Raw genomic sequence first — 18420 nt, 5'->3', positions numbered from 1 at the left:
GCGGGGCTCCCGACCGCTCACAGGTCGGTGACCAGTCGTTCCAGGGCGGCGCGGTCGGGCAGCGAGCGCGGCTCGACGAGCTTGCCCGTGCGCACCCAGCAGAACGCCGCGCGCACCCGTTCCGGCGGCAGCCCGTGGAGCTCCGCCCACGCCAGGCGGTAGACCGCCAGCTGCATCGGGTCGGCGCGACCCGACCGGCCCGTCTTCCAGTCGACCACGAGGAAGTCGGCGTCGGAGCCCGCCGGCTCGGCGTAGACCGCGTCGATCCGGCCGCGCACGACCTGCCCCGCGAGCACGAGCGCGAACGGCGCCTCCGTCGCGTGGGGCGGGCGGTCCGCGAACGGTCCCGCCTCGAAGGCCGCGACCACCTCGGCCAGGTCGTCGTCGCCGTCGATGTCGGCGTCGCCCTGCCCCCAGACCTCCTCCTCAGCGAAGAGGTCCTGCTGGCCGAAGCGCGCCTCGACCCAGCCGTGGAAGCGCGTGCCGAACCGCGCCGTGGGCGACGGAGGACGCGGCATCGGTCGCGCCAGCTCCCCCGCCATCACCTCGGGGTCGTCGCGGAGCCGGGCGAGCGAGGTCGCCGAGAGGCTCGAGGGCACCGGCACCTCGAGGACCGGCCGGCTGTCGCGGCGGGCCTCCGCCAGCAGGCGGTCGATCTCGTCGTCCCACTCCGCGACCTCGGCGATCCCCACGAGGTCGAGGTCCGCGTCGTCCTCGGGACCGGCCTCGCCGGCGGCCAGCCGACGCTGTTCCGCCCGCACCACCGCGGCGGTCGCGATGCGTCGCTCCGCCTCCGTGGTGTGCTCCGTGACGGGCCACGGCACGGGCGGGCGCTCGGCCTTCAGCGGGTTGGGCGTGCCCTTCTCCGGTCGTTCCACCCACCGCTCCGGCTCCCGACCCGCCTCCTCCAGGACGGCCACGAGGGGCTGCAGGTAGGGCGAGGGGCCGACCGGGGACGACCGTGTCTCCGTCCACAGGTAGGCCGACGCGACCAGCTCGTGGCGGGCGCGCGTGAACGCGACGTACCCCAGCCGCAGCTCCTCCATCGCCTCGTGCGCCCGGGCGGCCTCGCGCAGCGCCTCCAGGTCGGCCTTCTCGTAGCCGGCGAGCTGCGGCACGTCCCGCGCGTCGCCCCGCAGCGGCGACGGGAGCACGGCGGGCCCCGTGATCCACTGGGTGCGGGTCTGCTTCGTGGGGAACTTGTCCTCGCCCACGCCGACGAGGAACACGACGTCCCACTCCAGGCCCTTCGCCCGGTGGACCGTGAGCAGCTTGACCGAGTCGGCCTCGGTGGGCGTCGCGACGTCGAGCCCGGTGCCCATCTCGTCCTCGGCGGTCAGGTAGGCCAGCAGCGCGCCCAGGCTGACGTCGCCGTCGATCGCCTGGAAGTCCGCCACCGCGCGCACGAAGATGTCGAGATTGTCCCGTCGGGCCGCCGCGGACGGGGACGTCGCGCTCGCCAGCTCGACGTCGATGCCGCAGGTGTCGATGATGCGCCGCACGAGGTCGAGCAGCGGTTCCCCGACGTGGGTGCGCAGCATCCGCAGCTCCCCGGCGAGCAGGCCGATCCGCGTGCGCGCCGCGGGCGAGTAGGGATAGTCCGGCGCCTCCCCCGGCGACTCCAGCGCGTCGCAGAGCGACGACAGCTCGGTCGGGTCGGCGCCCTCGACCGCGGCGGCCAGCGAGTCGGCGACCGCCGCGTGCGGCCCCGTGTCGTCGCCCGCCGCCAGGTCGTGGGCCCGCCGCCCGAGGATCGCCAGGTCGCGCGGACCGATCGCCCACCGGGGACCCATCAGCAGCGTCAGGGCCGCCGCGTTGGCGGTGAGGTCGTGGAGCAGCGTCAGCGTCGCGACGACCTCGGCCACCTCGGGCAGGCGGAGCAGCCCGGCGAGACCGACGATCTCGACGGGCACCTCCCGCGCCGTCAGGGCGTCGAAGACGTCGGCGGCGTGCTTGTTGTCGCGCGTCAGCACGCCGATCTCGGCCCACGCCGTGCCCCGCCCGTGGACGGCCAGCACCTCGTCGGCGAGCCACGCGAGCTCCTCGTCGTACGTGTCGTGGACCGCCACCCGCACCGCCCCGTCCGCCGCCCCCGGAGGCGGCTGCAGGGGGCGGACCCCCGCGTACGCCGCGTAGAGCGGCTCGGCGAGGAGGTTGGCCGACGCGAGGATGCGCCGGTCGGAGCGCCGGTTGACCGTCAGCGTGTAGGTCGGCACGTCGGTGCGGCCGTCGGCGGCCGGGAAGTCGGCGCCGAAGCCGAGGATGTTGGAGACCGAGGCCCCGCGCCAGCCGTAGATCGCCTGGTTGGGGTCGCCCACGGCGGTGACCGCGTGGCCGCGGCCGTCCTGCGGACGCGGCCCCGAGAACAGCCGGCTCAGCAGCAGGGCCTGGGCGACCGACGTGTCCTGGTACTCGTCCAGCAGCACCACGGCGAACTTCTCGCGCTCGACCCGGCCCACGTCGGGGTGCTCGTCGGCCAGGCGCGCGGTGAGGGCGATCTGGTCGGAGAAGTCCATGAGGCCGAGCCGGGCCTTCAGCTCCTGGTACTCCTCCACGAGGTCGAGCAGCTCCTCGCGGCGGCGGACCGCGTGGAGCACCTCCTCGATCGGCTTCTTCGCGCGCGACGTCGCGAGGCTCGCCTCGAACCGGGGCACCTCGCGGGCGTGGAAGGCCCGCACGTCCGCCACCGTCACGAGGTGCTCCGAGAGCGCGCCCTCGAGGGCCACGATGTTGCCGACCACGGTCGCCGGGTGGTCGCTCAGCAGCTCGACGGGACGCCGGTGCCGCAGCACGACGCGCTCCGCGAGCTGGTAGCGCGACGCGTCCGCCATCACGCGGGTGTCGGGCTCGTGACCGATCCGCAGCCCGTGCTCGGTCAGCAGCGAGGCCGCGTAGGCGTTGTAGGTGGCGACCGTGGGTTCCAGCACCTCCGCCTCGTCGTCCGGGACGGGACCGGCGACGCCCGCGCCGTACCCCGCCACCTCGAGCGCGTCACGGACGCGCACGGAGAGCTCGCGCGCCGCCTTCGTGGTGAAGGTGAGCCCCAGGACCTGCTCGGGGCGCACCTGGCCCGTGGCGACGAGGTAGACCACCCGGGCGGCCATCAGCGTCGTCTTGCCGGACCCCGCGCCGGCCACGACGACGGCCGGCTCCAGCGGGGCGCTGACCGCCTCCCACTGCTCGTCGCTGACCGGGAAGTCGGCCTTCATGACCCGCTGCAGCGCCCGCGGGTCGGAGATGGCGATCGGTTCCCGCGTGGTCACGACAGCACCGTCCCCGCGCCGCGCGCCGGACAGACGGCGACAAACGCACAGGTGTCGCAGTGGCCGCCCGGACGGGCCCCGAACTGCTCCGAGCGCATCACCGTGGCCGTGTGCAGCAGCTGGGCCTCGACCAGGCGCACGCCGGCCTCGTCCGGCTCTTGCGGCGGTTGCGCCTGCACCTTGACGCTGCCCCGCGTCTCCTTGCGCAGCTGGACGAGCTCGGCACCCCCGGCGCGCAGCGGCCGGCGCTCCGGCGGGACGAGCCCGTCGGCGGCGCCGGAGTCCACCGCCAGCTGGTAGAGCCCCAGCTGGGGGTGCTCGGCGACCTCGGCCCCCGTCGGCGGGTACTTCCCCGTCTTGAGGTCCACCACGACCACCCGGTGCTGGTCGTCGAGCTCGAGACGGTCGGCGAAGCCGTGGACGACGATCCGCTCGCCGCCGAGCACCACCTCGGCCCGCAGGGCCTGCTCCACGCCGATCACGGCGCGCGCGTCCGGCCGCGTGTGCCAGCGCAGGAACCGCAGCAGCGCCGCGCGCGCCTCGGTGCGCTCCCGGGCGCCCGACCACGGCGTGCGGAAGGAGAGCTGCGGCCACACCTCGTCGACGTGGGCCATGAGCTCGTCGACGCGCTCCGGCGACGCCGGCAGCTCACCGCGGGCGACCTTCTCGGCGAGGGCGTGCAGCACGAGGCCGAAGCCCTGGGAGGCGCTGCTGACCTGGCTGCCGCCCGCCTCCCGCTCGAGGAACCACCGCAGCGGGCACGTCAGCACCGAGCCGAGCGTGCTGGCCGAGATGCGGAGAGGCTCGTCCGCCGGGCGCACGGGCTGCTCCGCGTGGGTCAGGCCCCGGGTGCCCCACCACGTGCCGGGGTCGGCGCCACGGACCAGCGGGCGACCCTGCTCGTCCTGCACCGCCGCCAGCCGGGCGAGCCGTCGGGCGGCCGCGAGCCGCACGGCCTCCGGCCGGTCGGGGTCCGCCGCGGTGCGGCGCAGGTGGGCCACCATCCCGGCCATCGACAACGGGCGGCCGGGACGCCCCGACCGGTGCTGCACGGGCGCGCCGGTCTCGGCGAGGAACCGCGACGGCTGCTCGCCGTCGTCGTCGCCGGAGCGCACGGCCGTGACGACCAGCCGCTCCTTCGCGCGCGTGCACGCCACGTAGAACAGACGACGCTCCTCCATGAGGGCCTCGCGGACGCCCGGGGGCGGCAGCAGGCCGTCCTCCCGGCGGCCGATCCGGTCCGGCCCCAGCAGCGAGGCCCGCCGCCGCAGGTCGGGCCAGCCCTCCTCCTGCACGTGCGCCACGACGACCACGCGCCACTCCAGCCCCTTCGAGCGGTGGGCGGTCAGCAGTCGCACCGCCTCGCCCCGCACGCCCCGGTCGGCCAGCGAGTCCCCGGGGATCTCCTGGGCCGACAGCGTGGCGACGAAGCCCGCGACCCCGCTGTGGCCCCGCTGCTCCTCGAGCTTCGCCGCGGCGTCGAACAGGGCGCACAGCGCGTCGAGGTCGCGGTGGGCCCGCCGTGCGGCGGGGCCTCCCCGGAGCGCGGACCGGCGCAGCCGCTCCGGCCACGACGTGCCGTCCCACAGCTCCCAGAGCACCTCCTCCGCGGTGCCGCCCTCGTCGAGCCGGGCGCGGGCGCGGCGCAGCAGGGCGCCGAGGACCGCGGCTTTCGCCGCACCGGGCACGTCGGGATCGGTGAGCACGCCGTCGACCAGCACCGCCTCGCGCAGGAGCTCCGCCGACGAGCGCGGGGCACCACCGGTCTCCGCCACCCGTCGCTTCTCCACGGCCCGGACGTGCCGGGCCAACCCGCGCACCTCGACCGCGTCGAGGCCCGCGAGCGGCGACATGAGGAGCTGCTCCACCGTCGCGCCGTCGACGTGGCCCGGTTCCCCGGGCGGCGTCCCGAGGTGCACGACCGCGTCCACCGCGGCCAGCAGCGCTGCCACGGCGGGCTCGCGCACCAGGGGCAGCTCGTCGGCGGCCACTTCCACCGGCACCCCGGCCGCGGCCAGGGAGCGCCGCAGCGCCGGCAGGGTGGCGCGGCCCGAGCGGGCCAGCACGGCCATCTCGCTCCAGGGCACCCCGTCCTCCAGGTGGGCGCGCCGCAGCAGGTCGGCGACGTGCTCCGCCTCCGCCCGCTCCGTGTCGAAGGTCAGCACGTCGACCTGCCCGCGGGGCACGCCCGTGGCGGCCACGGGAGCGGCGAACGCCCGCCGCGCGGCCGGGTCGATGCTGCCGGTGAGGCTGAGCCGGGACGCCACGGAGCTCGCTGCGCGGAGCACCCGGGGCCCGAACCGTCGGGTCGTCGACAGGACCGCGACAGGGGCCGGCGACCCGTCGGCCTGCGGGAACGCCCGCGGGAAGTCGAGGATGCCGCGCACGTCGGCGCCGCGGAAGGCGTAGATCGACTGGTGGGGGTCGCCCACCGCGACGAGGTCGCGCCCGTCCCCCGCCAGCGCCCGCAGCAGGTCCACCTGCCCGGGGTCGGTGTCCTGGTACTCGTCGACGAACACGCACGAGAAGCGCGCCCGCAGCTCGTCGCGGTGCACCTCGGCCTCGATGACGGCGCGGCGCACCAGGTCGGCGTAGTCGATCGCCCCGTGGGCGTCGAGGACGTTCAGGTACTCCTCCAAGAAGTGCCCCGCCGCGGTGAGCTCGCCGAGCCCGTTCGCCGCGCCGAGGGCGACGAGGTCCGCGGGGTCCAGGCCCTTCTCCCGCGCCCGCGCCAGCACGGCCTGCACCTCGCGCGCGAAGCCCCGCGTGCCGACCGCCCGTCGCAGCCCCTCGGGCCACCGCACCGCCTCGGGCGCGTCGTTGAGGAGCTCGGCCAGCACCACGTCCTGCTCCGGCGCGGAGAGCAGGCGCAGGGGCGCGGCGTACAGCTCCGGCGGCGCGTAGCGCCGCACCAGCCCGTAGGCGAACGAGTGCACCGTCGAGCAGATGGCGGCCCCCGTCGTGCGCCCCAGCCGCGCGGTTACGCGGTCGCGCAGCTGCTCGGCCGCCTTGCGGGAGAACGTCAGCGCCAGCACCTCGGACGGGTCGACGCCCCGGTTCTCCACACGGTCGACGATCGCCTCGACGAGCGTCGTGGTCTTGCCCGTGCCCGGGCCGGCCAGGACGAGCAGCGGACCGCCCGGGTGGTCGACGACGCGCCGCTGGTGCTCGTCGAGCCGCGGCACCGTGACCGACGCGTCGACGCGCACCAGCCGGCGCGGCGCCTCGGCACCCACGCCGCCCCCGGCGCGTCTCACTGCGTTCCCCACGTCCACCACGTCAGGCATCCCAGCACGGGCCACCGACACTCCTGAACCGGGGGCGCGTCACGTCCCGCAGAAGGTGCGGTATCCCTCGAGACCGTCCGGCGACGGCTCGGCGTACCGCTCGAGCCCCGGCCGCTCGTCGTACGGCGCGGCGAGTGCCTCGAGCAGCCGTCCGGTCGGTGCGAGGTCGCCGTCCCGCGCGGCGGCGAGCGACTCCTCGACGAGGTGGTTGCGCGGGATGTAAACGGGGTTGGCGCGGTCCATCGCGGCGGGGTCCGGCCCCAGCGCCCGCCACCGCTCCAGCCAGGCGTCCAGCTCGGGCAGGTCGAGGACCATCCCCCGCAGCCGCTCGGGGTTCCCGCGTCCGGCGTCGGCGAGCGCCCGGAATGACGACGTCCAGTCGACGCGGCCCGACGCGAGGACGCCCTGCAGGCCCGCGGCCAGCTCGAGGGTCTCCTCGTCGGTCGGCCCGCCCGCCGTCGGCTCGGCCAGCCCCAGCTTCGCCCGCATGCCGGAGGCCCAGGCCGCGACGTACTCCCCCGGGAACGTCCCGAGGAGCTCCGTCGCCCGGGCGATCGCCCGCTCCTGGTCGTCGTCGAGCAGCGGGAGCAGCGCCTCGGCGAACCGGGCGAGGTTCCACTGCGCCACGGCCGGCTGGTTGCCGAGCGCGTAGCGCCCGCCCGTGTCGATCGAGCTGAAGACCGCCCCGGGGTCGTAGCCGTCGACGAAGGCGCACGGACCGTAGTCGATCGTCTCCCCCGAGATCGTCATGTTGTCGGTGTTCATCACCCCGTGCACGAAGCCCAGCAGCACCCACTGCGCGACGAGCCGCGCCTGGGCGGCGACGACCGCGCCGTAGAGGCCCGCGTAGGGCTCGGCGGTGCCGGCCAGGTGGGGGTGGTGCCGCGCGATGGCGTGGTCCGCCAGACGGCGCAGCAGCGTGGGGTCGTCGCTCGTGCGGGCGTACTGGAAGCTGCCCACCCGCAGGTGGCTCGCCGCCACGCGCGCGAGCACCCCGCCCGGCTCGACCTCGTCGCGCTGGATACGGCGGCCGGTCGCGAGGACCGCCAGGGACCGGGTCGTCGGCACGCCGAGCGCGTGCATCCCCTCGCTCACGAGGTGCTCCCGCAGCATCGGACCCAGCGCCGCGAGCCCGTCGCCGCCCCGCGCGAACGGGGTGCGCCCCGAGCCCTTGAGGTGCAGGTCCCGCACCGCGCCGTCGGGGGTGGTCAGCTCACCCAGCAGCAGCGCCCGGCCGTCGCCGAGCCGCGGCGAGAACCCGCCGAACTGGTGACCCGCGTAGCCCTGCGCGACCGGACGCGCGCCCTCCGGGACCGCGGCGCCCACGAGGAGCCGGACCCCGTCGGGGGAGCGCAGCTCGTCGGGGTCGAGCCCCAAGTCGCGGGCGAGCGCGTCGTTGAGCACGACCAACCGCGGGTCCGGGGCCTCGGCCGCCCGCCAGGGCAGCGCGAGCTCCGGCACCGCGGTGGCGAAGTCGTGGTCGAGGGTGAGGTGCACCGCGCCGGCGGGCAGGACCGGGGTCGCGGGCACGGTGGGGGTCTCGGTCACCTGCTCGAGCGTACGCCGCGGCCGACCCCCGTCGGCCGCGGCGACCACCCGTCCAGGTGGCGGGACGTCAGCCGATCGGGGCCGTGCCCGACTCGTTGGCGACGATGTCGCGCGCCAGCGGCTCCCACTTCGCGTAGGCGTCCGGGTAGGCCGAGCGCTGGACCGCCTGCGCCGCCTGCGTGACGGACATGGACTGCCAGCCCGCGATGTCGAGCAGGCCGGGGTTGGGCGTGTGCGAGGCGACGCCGTAGAAGGCCTTCGACGCGAGCACCGGGTCCTGCACCTGCGCCTCGCTCCCCCAGCCCTGCGAGGGACGCTGCTGGAACAGGCCGAGCGAGTCGCGGTCGCCGTAGGCGACGTTGACCAGCGTCGACTCCTGCATCGCCGTCGCCAGCGCGACGACCCAGCCGTACTCCGGCACGCCGGCGCCCTTGCCGACGCCGATGATCGTGCGCGCGTTGGCCTTCTGCTCCTCGCTGAGCGAGGCGTAGGTGTCGCCGGGCGGCTGCGTCGACCCCGAGCCGAACAGCGCCGACCAGCTCTGCGGCCCGGCGATGCCGTCGGAGGAGAGGCCCCGCGCCGACTGGAACGAGCGGAGCGCTGCGTCGGTGGCCGGCCCGAACGCGCCGTCGGTCGTGAGGGAAGCGCCCCGGGCGTTGAGGAGCACCTGGAGGGCCTGCACGGCGGGCCCGGAGTCACCCTGGCGCACCGTCACGACGAGCGCCCCGAGGGTGGCCGGACCGGCGATGCCGTCGGCGGCGAGGCCGTTGGCGGACTGGAAGTCGGTGACGGCGGCGGCCGTGCCCGAGCCGTACTGCCCGTCCGCCGCGGTCGAGCGACCGTGGTGGGTGAGCAGGTGCTGCACGGCCGTCACGTCGGGTCCGGTGGACCCGACGGAGAGCGTGGGGTACGCCGCGTGCGCGGCCGGCGAGGCGCCGGGCAGCACGAGCAGGCCGAGGGCCAGGAGCGGCGCGACGAGGGCTCCGAGGAGCAGGCGGACAGGACGTGGTCGAGTTTCCCGAGATCGAACCATGCGTCCCAGTCGAGCACGGGCGGCCGCCGCTTGTGAACCCGGAAGTTGCCGGTCTCACGCCCGCGTCAGGCGCGGGCGTAGCGACCGCGGCGGTGCACGAGCAGGGCATCGGCGCTGTCGGCCGAGCCGTCGGACGTCCCCTCGTCCGCGAGCTCGACGGCCTCCACGACACAGGTCACGAGGCGGGACCAGCCCACGTCGACGGCGCTCTCGAGCCGCACCTCGGCCCAGCCCGCGGCGTCCGTCAGCCGCGGCCCGGCGGGACCGTCGGCGAAGTCGCCGTGACGGAAGACGCCGCCGGGGGCCGGCGCGACCCCGGCGAACATCTCCGCCAGGTCGCGGTGCCGCCAGCGCAGCAGCTGCACGACGCCCCGCTCCGTCTCCTCGAGCGCGAGGGTGAGGTCGGCGTCGGGGTCGAGGAGGCCGAGCACGCGTCCGGGCTCACCGTTGGCCACCATGAGCGAGGTGACCGTCAGGCCCGCCCGGTCGCCCCCGCCGCCCCCGCCGCCCCCGCCGCCCGCGCCGCCCGCGGTCCACAGCGTCACCACCCCGCCCAGGCGTCCCCGCAGGGCCCGGAACGGGTCGCGGTGGGGATCGGCGAAGGGATGCGTGCTGTGGATGGTCACGGGGCGGCCTCCTCGGGGGCGCGGGGGACGGTGAGCTCCCACTCGGTGCCGAACGAGCCGGTGGCGAGCTCGGCGGTGCCGCCCAGGTCGGCCAGGCGACCACGGATCGATCCGGTGACCCCCAGCCGCCCGGCGTCGGCGGCCTCCTCGAGGCGACCCGGCGGGATGCCCGGGCCCTCGTCGCGCACGGTGACGACGACCCGGTCCTCGAGGTCCTCCAGCAGCACCCAGGCCGGGGCGTCCTCACCGACGTGCACGGCGACGTTGTCGAGGCAGGCACCGGCGGCGGCCACGAGCTCGGCGACCTGCCCGGCGGGGAGCCGCACGGGCACCCCGGGCGTGACGACGGAGACCCGGGGCCGGTCGCGGCGGCCGAGCTCCTCGACCGCGCTCGCGAGGTCGACGTCGCCCGCGGCGGTCGCCGGGGCGAGCGTGTCCTGCTGGCGGATGAGGGCCCGCAGGGCACCCTCCTGCTCGCCCGCCAGGCGCGCCAGCTCCGCGCCGGCGGGCCCCAGCTCGGCCCCGCGCCGCTGCGTCAGGGCGAGCACCTGCAGCACGCCGTCGTGCACGGCGCGCGCCAGCCGGGCGCGCTCGCCCGCCGCGGCGGCCTCCCGCTCGGCGCGGTCCCGCTCGGCGGCCATCCGCTGCAGCGACTCGCAGAGGTAGCCGACGACCGGTGCGCCGACCCCGATGAGGAACAGGTGGCCGTAGTTGGTCTGCGTGAGCTCCTGGCGCATCGACACGTCGGTCACGATGAGCACGACGGCGGCGACCGCACCGCCGCGCCAGCGCCAGTGCACCGCCCAGGCGAGCAGGGCGCCCATGATCCAGAACCCGGGGATGCTCGCCCGGAAGCCGTCGCCCTTGATGGGCACCGTCAGCAGCATCAGCGCGACCGCCACGGCCAGGTCGAGAAGGAGCAGCAGGACCCGGCGACGCCGGGGGGACGCGTACCCCCACAGGGCGACCCCGGTCCACACGACCATCGCGACGACGCAGAGCCAGAGCGCCCACGGCACCTGGGCGTTGTCGCGGCGCACGACGTTGAGGGCGACCGCGTTGACGAGCAGCACCACCCGCAGCAGGGCGAGCGCGCGGAACATGCGGTTCTCCACCGCCACGGCGGCGGCGTCCCGCCAGCCCGGCGGGAGGATGCGCAGCGCCACGTCAGGAGGCCTTGCGGTCGCCTTCCCGCGGGGCCTCGTCGTCGCCGGCGCGGGCGGCCTTCTTGGCGTCGGCCTTCGCCCGCGAGGCGTAGACGTCGACGTACTCCTGCTCGGAGAGCTTCATGATCGCGTACATGATCTCGTCGGTCACCGAGCGCAGGATGTAGCGGTCGCCCGCCATGCCCTCGTAGCGCGAGAAGTCCAGCGGCTCGCCGAACCGCACCGTCGGGCGCGCCAGCCGGCCGAACTTCTTGCCGGGGGGCGCGACGGTGTCGGTGCCGATGACGGCGACCGGTACGACGGGGACCCCGGTCTCGAGGGCCAGTCGCGCCACGCCCGTCTTGCCGCGGTAGAGGCGACCGTCGTGGGAGCGGGTGCCCTCCGGGAAGATGCCGAACAGCTCGCCGCGGCCGAGCACGCCCTTGGCCGAGATGAGCGCGCCCTCGGCGGCGTTGGCGCCGGAGCGGTCGATGGGGATCTGGCCGGAGCCGGAGAAGAAGGTGCGCTGCAGGCGGCCCTTCACCCCCGTGCCGGTGAAGTACTCCGCCTTGGCGACGTAGCTGACCCGGCGCGACAGCACGAGCGGCATGAAGAGCCAGTCGGCGTAGGACAGGTGGTTGCTCGCGAGGATCGCGGCGCCCTGCGACGGCACGTTCTCGAGACCCTCCGCCCGCGGGCGGAACACGACCCGGAGCAGCGGGCCCAGGGCGATGAACTTGAGGAACCAGTAGAACACCGCGCCACCTCTCTGTCGGCCGGCCCGAGCGGGCCCGTCGGGCACCTCCGCGGGCCCCGTCCTGCGAACGCACCCTAGACCCTGGAGGTGCTGCGGCAGAATGCCCGCCATGACCGTTCACCCGCTGGCCCACCCCTACTCGGCCGAGGGTCGCCCCGACGAGACCGGGGGGCGTCGCATCGGCGTGCTGCTGAGCCACGGCTTCACGGGCTCGCCCGCGTCGATGCGGCCCTGGGGCGAGGCGCTGGCCGACGCCGGCTACGCCGTCGAGGTGCCGCGCCTGCCGGGGCACGGCACGTCGTGGCAGGAGATGAACACGACGACCTGGGCCGACTGGTCGGGCCACCTCGACCGGGTGCTGACCGACCTCGCGGACCGCTGTGACGCCGTCGTCGTCGGGGGCCTCTCGATGGGCGGTGGCCTCGTGCTCTCGCTGGCGGCGCGCCACCCCCGGCTGGTGCGCGGCGTGCTGCTGGTGAACCCGGCCGTGACGAGCACGAACAAGCAGCTGCTCGCCGCTCCGCTGCTGCAGCGCGTGGTCGCCTCCGTGCCCGCCATCGGCAACGACATCAAGAAGCCCGGCGTCGACGAGCACGCCTACCCCCGCACGCCCCTGCGCGCGCTCGTCTCCATGACGCGCGGCTGGGCGCAGGTGCGCCAGCAGCTGCCCCTGGTGCAGGCGCCGGTGCTCCTGTTCCGCTCGGCGGAGGACCACGTCGTGGACCCGTCGTCCGCCGCCCTCATCCGCGACCGCGTGCCCGACGTGATGGAGCGGATCCTGACCGACAGCTACCACGTCGCCACGCTCGACAACGACGCCGACCGGATCATCGAGGAGTCGCTCGACTTCATCGCCCGGGTCGCGGTCTGACCCCGGGCCCGGGACCGACCTAGACTCGGCGGCGTGAACCGCGGCGCCGACGACGAGGCCTGGCGCGCGATCGTCGAGAACTACGGCGACCGCGCCGAGCTCGACGACACGTGGGACGGCCCGGACAGTGCGGACGGCGCGGACGACGCCGGGACGGCCACGGACGCCGCTCCGCGGACGAGCGACGCCGACGACCGTGCGGAGCTCCGCGACCTCGACGCCCTCGGGGGCGCAACCGAGGAGCCGCCTGCGCGGGTGCCTGCGCCGGAGGAGCGCTACGTGCCCCCGCCCCCGCCGCCGCTGCCCCGGCCGGCCCCGCCGCGCCTCGCGGCGTGGATGGGCGTGCTGGGCATGCCCGTGCTGGTGCTCGTGCTCATCGTGCTCCAGGTCGCCGTGCCCCCGTGGGCGACGACCGGCATGGTGCTCTGGTTCCTCAGCGGTTTCGCCTACCTGGTGGTGTCCATGCCGGCTCAGCGCCCCGACGACGGGGACGACGGCGCCCGGGTCTGATCCCCTCAGCTGGTCGGCGTGCGCCCGGTGACCTCGGTGCTCCAGCGCTCGTCGCTGAGCGCGGTCCCGCGGGAGGGACGCAGCCGCAGCTCGTAGGAGTGCCCCGGGGCGAACCCCTGGAGCCGCTGCTCCTCCGCGCCCCAGGCAGACGTGGCCAGCGGCGTCCACCGACCGCCGGTGGTGAGGTCGCGGCCCTCGATGTGGACCTTGGTGACGCCCCGGGGCAGCGACCAGGCGAGCCGCAGGCTCGTCGGGCTCCGGTCGACGACACGCGCTCCCTCGACCGAGCGGTCCGGTCCGGGCGCCGGCAGGTCCTGCACCGTGGCCGGTTTGGCCGCGTACCCCAGCTCCGACAGCGCCGCCACCACCTCGTGGGCGATCGCGATCTCGCCGACGGCGTTGGGGTGGATCCCGTCCCAGGTGTCGCCGGTCGCGTCGTACCCCGCCGGCACCCGCGCGAGCGCCACCCGCGAGCGCTCCGTGTCCAGCTCGTCGGCGAGCGCCCGGATCCGCTCGTTGACGGCGGGCACGCCCGGCAGCCAGGTGGTGGTCTGCTCGGCGAGCACGACGTCGGCGTACGGCGCGACCGACCGCACGTCGTCGACGATGCCGCGCAGCCCCGCGGCGACGTCGTCCGGGTCGTGCCCCTGGAGGGCGTCGTTGACGCCGAGCGAGACGACCACCAGGTCGGGCCGGGTCGCCGCGGTGAGGCCGACCACGTCGTACTCCGGGTCCGTGGCGGTCATCCCGGCCACGCCGGCGTGGTCGCGGTCGAAGTCGGGGTCGGCGTAGTCCTCGACCCGCTCCTTCGTGACCGGGTCGACCGTGTCGGTGCGGTAGCCCACGAAGTCGGGGACGACGCCCTGGTCGAGGAGCAGGTGGTAGGCCCGGTAGCGCCACGTGTGGTCGCCGGTCATCCCCTGCGTGATCGAGTCGCCGACGAGCAGGATCCGCGGCTGGCGGGCGACCGCGTCGGCGCGAGTCGTGCCGGCGGTGCCGGAGGCGTCGGTGCGGGGCGTCTCACCGGTCCGCTGCACCGACGGGTCGGTGGCGCCGGCGGCACCGTCCTCGGCCGAGGCGTGGGCAATCCCGACGGCCGCCACCAGGGCGGCGACCGAGGCGACGACGAGGACGCGGAACCCGCGCTCGTGCCACATCGCCATGCTCGCCCCGTCCCCGTCCGGCTCCTGTCGCGCCCGCCGATCGACGCCGGGCGGGCGTCGGTGGAGTCTAACGAGCCGCCGCAGGGCCGCCGAATCGCGCGGCGGCGAGGGTGGCCGCGCCGACGATCGCCGCCTCGGGCCCCAGCTCGGCCGGCCGCAGCAGGGGTACGACGCGGTGCGGCGCCCCCACCAGCGAGCGCCCGAGGGCGGCGCGCGCCGGGTCGAGCAGCAGATCGCCGACGGCGCTGACGCCGCCCCCGACGACGACGACCTCGGGGTCCAGCGAGGCGACCAGGTTGGCGATGCCGACCCCCAACCAGTCGCCCACGTGGCCGAAGGCCTGCAGGGCGACCAGGTCCCCCGCCGCGGCGGCGTCCGTGACCATCGGGCCCGTGAGCCGGTCGGGGACGCCCCCGCACCAGTCGTCGAGCACCGTCGGCTCGCGCCCCACCCGGGCGCGGGCGAACGCGACGAGGGCGTTGCCCGAGGCGTACTGCTCCCAGCACCCCCGACCGCCGCACTCGCAGGCGACGCCGTCCGGCACGACCTGCTGGTGGCCGAACTCGCCGGCCATGCCGTTGCGCCCGCGGAGCAGCCGGGGCTCTCCCCCGTCGGCCCCGTCGGCCCCGTCGCCCCCCAGCACGACGGCGCCGCCGATCCCCGTCCCGACGGTGACGGTGAGGGACAGGGACGCGCCGCGGGCCGCGCCGTACCGGTGCTCGGCCCAGCCGGCGGCGTTCGCGTCGTTGTCGAGCAGCACCGGGGCACCGAGGGTGGTCTCGAGCCGGCGGCGTACCGCCTCGCCGCGCCACGGCAGGTGCGGGGCGAACATGACCCGCTCCCCCGCGCCGTCGACGAAGCCCGCGGCGGCCAGGCCCACGGCCACCACGGGGCGGCCGTCGACGACCTCCTCGACGGCCTCCGCGACGGTGCTCTCGAGGAGCAGCACCGAGCTCGTGCGGCCGGGGGTGCGGCGCACGGCCACGTCCTGCACGACGCCGTCGGCGTCGACCACCCCGGCGAGGATCTTCGTGCCGCCGACGTCGACGCCGACCCGGACGGGGCGGGGCTCGCTCACCTCCGGGTCACCGCCGCGCCAGGTCGGCGGCGCCGATCATCCCGGCGTCGTTGCCCAGCTCGGCGAGCCGGATCTCCGGCGCCGGGCGGTGACCGCGACCACTGAGGGTGCGGAGGAAGGTCTCGCGCAGGCTGTCCATGAGGAGGTCGCCGGCGGCGGAGACGCCGCCGCCGACCACCACGACGCCCGGGTCGAGCACGGCGACGAGGGAGGAGATGCCCTCCCCCAACCAGCGGCCGAGGTCGGCGAGCTGCTCGACGCAGAACGGGTCGCCCGCCGCGGCCAGCTCGGTGATCATCGGGCCCGTGATCGCGTCGACGTCGCCACCGGCGCGGTCGACGAGCGCCCGCGCGAGGAGCGAGCCGCGGGCCTCCTCGCGGGCACAGCGGACGAGGGCGGACCCGCTCGCGTACTGCTCCCAGCACCCGTGGTTGCCGCACCCGCAGAGCCGTCCGCCGTGCACGACGCGGAGGTGGCCGATCTCGGCCGCGATGCCGAACGCCCCGCGGCGCAGCGCCCCGTCGGCGACGATCCCGCCGCCCACGCCCGTGCCGACCGTGACGAGCAGGAGGTCGGAGGCGTGGTGGCGTCCGGCGCCGAAGGCGAACTCGCCCCACGCAGCGGCGTTGGCGTCGTTCTCGATGACGACGGGCAACCCCAGCCGCGTCGCCAGCTCTGCACCGAGGGGCTCGTCGCGCCACGCCAGGTTGGGCGCGAACAGCACCGTCGAGCGCGCGGCGTCGATGAAGCCGGCCGCACCCACCCCGACCCGGTCGACGGGGTGCTCGCGCGACAGCTCGCGCACGAGGCCCACCACCGTGTCGGCGATGGCGGCGCTGCTCGTCGCCGGCGACTCCGCGCGGAGCCGCGCGAGGATGGTGCCGTCGTCGTCGACGACGCCGCCCGCGATCTTCGTGCCGCCGATGTCGATGCCGCAGGCCAGGCTCATGAGGGGCTCCCCTGCCGGAACCCGAAGGGCTCCTCGTCGTCGGAGTCGTCGGGGTCGAGGTCGAGGTCGATCCGTTCCACGCCGTCCGCGCGCTGCGGGCCGGTCGGCCGGTCCGTGCGGGGCGGGGCGCTGGCCGCAGCGAGCAGCCCGGCAGCGGCCTGCATCAGCGAGGCAGCCGCCGACGCGAGGTGGTCGCGCACCTCGGGGGCGCACTCGCGGAGCAGGTGGACGCCGCGGCAGAACGGGCAGTAGGTGCACTCCGGGGCACCGGTCGCGAGGTGCTCGTCCACCGCCGACGCCGCACCGGCAGCCCCCGCGGCGGCGGCCGACGTCGCACCGGAGGCCGCGTCGGCGACACCGTGCCCGAGGTCGCCGCCGTGCTCCCTCGCCCAGTCCGCGAGCGCGCCGATCAGCTTGGCGGCCTCCTCGCCCACCGAGCCGACCTGCTCCTGCTCGCCCCTGCCGTCCGCCGCGCTCACGTGACCTTCTCTCCCGACCGCTCTCCCGATCGCTCCACCGGCCGCTCCTCGAAGCGGACGCGCAACCGGCCGTCCTCCACCCGGGCGCCCGCGATCCGCATGCGGGCCAGGCCCGCAGGCAGCGTCAGGAGCCGACGATACGACCCGACCGTCACGACCAGCTCGTCGCCGTTGCGGGCGAGGGCGACGTCCCTGCGGGCCACCAGCGGCAGCGCGAGGCCGATCTCCCCGCGGCCCTCCGCGAGCTCGACCGTGTAGGGCCCCGAGCCGCTCGGCGGCGCGACGGGGTCGTCCGCGCCGTACACCTCCGCCGCGAGGGCGGCCAGCTCACCGGGCCCGACGGGCTCGGCGGTGCGGTACTCCGAGCGCCACAGCGGCAGCCCCTCGAACGAGGCGGCCGTCTCGGCGAGCACCTCGGCCTGGGCCGTCACCCACCCGGCGCGCCAGGGGTCGGCGCCGTCGGCGGGGAAGACGCGGTTGGCCACGACACCGTCGACGCGGTAGCCGAAGAGCGAGAGGTTCGTGTAGGCCCGCCGGGCCTCCGCGAGCACCACCCGCTCGGGCGTGAGCACCACCCGCACCGAGGCGGTCGGGCCGGTCAGCAGGTCCCGCACGTCCCGCAGGTCCGCGTGCAGCCGCTCGACCGCGTCGAGCACGGAGTCCCCCGGCATCGGTACGCCGGCGGCGCGGCCCAGCACGGGCTTGAACGCCCGCAGGAGCGTGCGCTGCGCCGGGAAGATGCGCTGCATGTACCACCCGAGCGCCTCCGGCAGCGCGAGCAGGCGCAGGGTCTCGGCCGTGGGGGCGCAGTCGACGACGAGCAGGTCCCACCGGCCCGAGCGCGCCTGGTGGTGGAGCTCGAGGAGGGCGAGCACCTCCTCGGCGCCGGGCAGGACGGTGAGCTCCTCGGCGGCGACGCGGTCGACGCCGACCACGTCGAGCACGGAGAGCAGGTAGCGCTGGACCTCGGCCCACGACTGCTCGAAGCGCAGCTGGGCGTCGACCTGCTGCACCCACAGCCCGTCGGCCACCGCCGTGGGCTCCGCGGCCACCGGCACGCCGTAGGCGTCCGCCAGGGAGTGGGCCGCGTCGGTGGACAGCACGAGGGTGCGCAGGCCCCGTTGCGCGGCCAGGGCGGCCGTTCCTGCCGCGAGGGTCGACTTGCCCACGCCCCCCTTCCCCGTGAGGAGGAGGACGCGTGGATCAGGCAAGACCCTCGACGCGCTTCTTGAGGCCCTTGAGGGCCGTGTCGATGAGGATCTTCTCGCCGCGCCGGCGCAGCATCCCGATGAGCGGGATGGTGACCTCGAGCGCGAGGCGGTAGGTGACCTCGGTGGAGCCGGTGCCCAGGTCGCGGAGCGTGTAGGCCCCGTCGAGCGCGCGCAGGATCCCGCCCTGGTCCAGCACCCACGTGACCTCGGTGTCGCCGTGCCACGTGTAGGCCAGCGTGTACTCGTCCTTGATGGGCGCCACGTCGAGCACGAACCGCACCTTGCGGGGCCGCTCCCCCGCGGCACCGGGCTCGACGACCTCGACGCTCTTCATGCCCGTGGCCCACTGCGGGTAGGCCGGGAAATCGGCGATGACGGCCATGACCTCGGCGGGAGGGGCGTCGATCACGATCGTGGACGACGTCTGCTCTGCCACTGCGACCTCCGCGCGCTCGGGGACTGCCCCTGGGTGTCTCGACCGGGCCGGCCGACGCCCGGCG

General features: G+C 75.9%; 14 protein-coding genes and 2 pseudogenes. 2 read left to right on the top strand and 14 right to left on the bottom strand.

Annotated elements, in window-relative coordinates; all coding sequences use genetic code 11:
• Nucleotides 1-17: 17 nt before the first annotated feature.
• The 8 genes and pseudogenes from PIR53_02445 to PIR53_02410 all read right to left on the bottom strand — a co-directional run bounded on the left by PIR53_02445 (nt 18) and on the right by PIR53_02410 (nt 11659).
• Nucleotides 18-3263 carry an ATP-dependent DNA helicase gene (locus PIR53_02445; GenBank protein WZH52863.1) on the bottom strand — a complete coding sequence of 1082 codons (3246 nt, stop codon included), beginning with the start codon at nt 3261-3263 and terminating at the stop codon, nt 18-20.
• Nucleotides 3260-6520, bottom strand: a complete 3261-nt coding sequence (locus PIR53_02440; protein WZH52862.1) for an ATP-dependent DNA helicase — start codon at nt 6518-6520, stop codon at nt 3260-3262. The genes PIR53_02445 and PIR53_02440 overlap by 4 nt, the downstream gene beginning before the upstream one ends.
• 69 nt (nt 6521-6589) lie before the next feature.
• Nucleotides 6590-8098, bottom strand: coding sequence for a YdiU family protein (locus PIR53_02435; protein WZH52861.1), 1509 nt, complete (start codon nt 8096-8098; stop codon nt 6590-6592).
• 109 nt (nt 8099-8207) lie between these two features.
• Nucleotides 8208-8498, bottom strand: a pseudogene (locus tag PIR53_02430) (hypothetical protein).
• Between the two features lie 138 nt (nt 8499-8636).
• A pseudogene (locus PIR53_02425) lies at nt 8637-9131 on the bottom strand (peptidoglycan-binding protein).
• Nucleotides 9132-9196: 65 nt separating this feature from the next.
• On the bottom strand, nt 9197-9757 hold the full coding sequence (locus tag PIR53_02420; GenBank protein ID WZH52860.1) for a flavin reductase: 561 nt from the start codon (nt 9755-9757) through the stop codon (nt 9197-9199).
• Nucleotides 9754-10923 carry a DUF5931 domain-containing protein gene (locus tag PIR53_02415; protein WZH52859.1) on the bottom strand — a complete coding sequence of 390 codons (1170 nt, stop codon included), beginning with the start codon at nt 10921-10923 and terminating at the stop codon, nt 9754-9756. The genes PIR53_02420 and PIR53_02415 overlap by 4 nt, the downstream gene beginning before the upstream one ends.
• Nucleotide 10924: 1 nt before the next feature.
• Nucleotides 10925-11659 carry a lysophospholipid acyltransferase family protein gene (locus PIR53_02410; protein ID WZH52858.1) on the bottom strand — a complete coding sequence of 245 codons (735 nt, stop codon included), beginning with the start codon at nt 11657-11659 and terminating at the stop codon, nt 10925-10927.
• 109 nt (nt 11660-11768) lie between these two features.
• Between PIR53_02410 and PIR53_02405 the strand changes: the two genes are divergently transcribed.
• Entirely contained in the window at nt 11769-12530 is a 762-nt protein-coding gene (locus PIR53_02405; protein ID WZH52857.1) for an alpha/beta fold hydrolase, read from the top strand.
• Between the two features lie 33 nt (nt 12531-12563).
• The gene (locus PIR53_02400) at nt 12564-13040 is read left to right on the top strand and encodes a hypothetical protein (protein ID WZH52856.1); all 477 of its coding nucleotides are present in this window, start codon (nt 12564-12566) and stop codon (nt 13038-13040) included.
• A gap of 5 nt (nt 13041-13045) precedes the next feature.
• Here the strand turns inward: PIR53_02400 and PIR53_02395 are convergent, their stop codons facing one another.
• The 6 genes from PIR53_02395 to PIR53_02370 all read right to left on the bottom strand — a co-directional run bounded on the left by PIR53_02395 (nt 13046) and on the right by PIR53_02370 (nt 18356).
• Complete coding sequence (locus PIR53_02395) at nt 13046-14203, bottom strand: GDSL-type esterase/lipase family protein (GenBank protein WZH52855.1); 1158 nt, start codon at nt 14201-14203, stop codon at nt 13046-13048.
• Between the two features lie 67 nt (nt 14204-14270).
• Nucleotides 14271-15281, bottom strand: a complete 1011-nt coding sequence (locus PIR53_02390; GenBank protein WZH52854.1) for an ROK family protein — start codon at nt 15279-15281, stop codon at nt 14271-14273.
• Between the two features lie 7 nt (nt 15282-15288).
• Complete coding sequence (locus tag PIR53_02385; protein ID WZH52853.1) at nt 15289-16230, bottom strand: ROK family glucokinase; 942 nt, start codon at nt 16228-16230, stop codon at nt 15289-15291.
• Nucleotides 16227-16709 carry a hypothetical protein gene (locus PIR53_02380; protein WZH52852.1) on the bottom strand — a complete coding sequence of 161 codons (483 nt, stop codon included), beginning with the start codon at nt 16707-16709 and terminating at the stop codon, nt 16227-16229. The genes PIR53_02385 and PIR53_02380 overlap by 4 nt, the downstream gene beginning before the upstream one ends.
• On the bottom strand, nt 16706-17920 hold the full coding sequence (locus tag PIR53_02375) for an ArsA family ATPase (GenBank protein ID WZH52851.1): 1215 nt from the start codon (nt 17918-17920) through the stop codon (nt 16706-16708). Before PIR53_02375 ends, PIR53_02380 begins: the two co-directional genes overlap by 4 nt.
• Nucleotides 17913-18356 carry an SRPBCC family protein gene (locus tag PIR53_02370; protein ID WZH52850.1) on the bottom strand — a complete coding sequence of 148 codons (444 nt, stop codon included), beginning with the start codon at nt 18354-18356 and terminating at the stop codon, nt 17913-17915. Before PIR53_02370 ends, PIR53_02375 begins: the two co-directional genes overlap by 8 nt.
• Between the last annotated feature and the right edge of the window lie 64 nt (nt 18357-18420).

This window comes from Nocardioides alkalitolerans (assembly GCA_038184435.1).
GTDB classification, from domain to species: domain Bacteria; phylum Actinomycetota; class Actinomycetes; order Propionibacteriales; family Nocardioidaceae; genus Nocardioides; species Nocardioides alkalitolerans_A.
Note: the sequence above shows the minus strand (reverse complement) of the source record. Positions and strands in the feature narration are given on the sequence as shown.

Excerpts from the sequence above, each read along its gene's own strand:
- PIR53_02405 (WZH52857.1), top strand. The coding sequence starts at position 11,769 with ATGACCGTTCACCCGCTGGCCCACCCCTACTCGGCCGAGGGTCGCCCC.
- PIR53_02395 (WZH52855.1), bottom strand. The coding sequence starts at position 14,203 with ATGGCGATGTGGCACGAGCGCGGGTTCCGCGTCCTCGTCGTCGCCTCG.
- PIR53_02385 (WZH52853.1), bottom strand. The coding sequence starts at position 16,230 with ATGAGCCTGGCCTGCGGCATCGACATCGGCGGCACGAAGATCGCGGGC.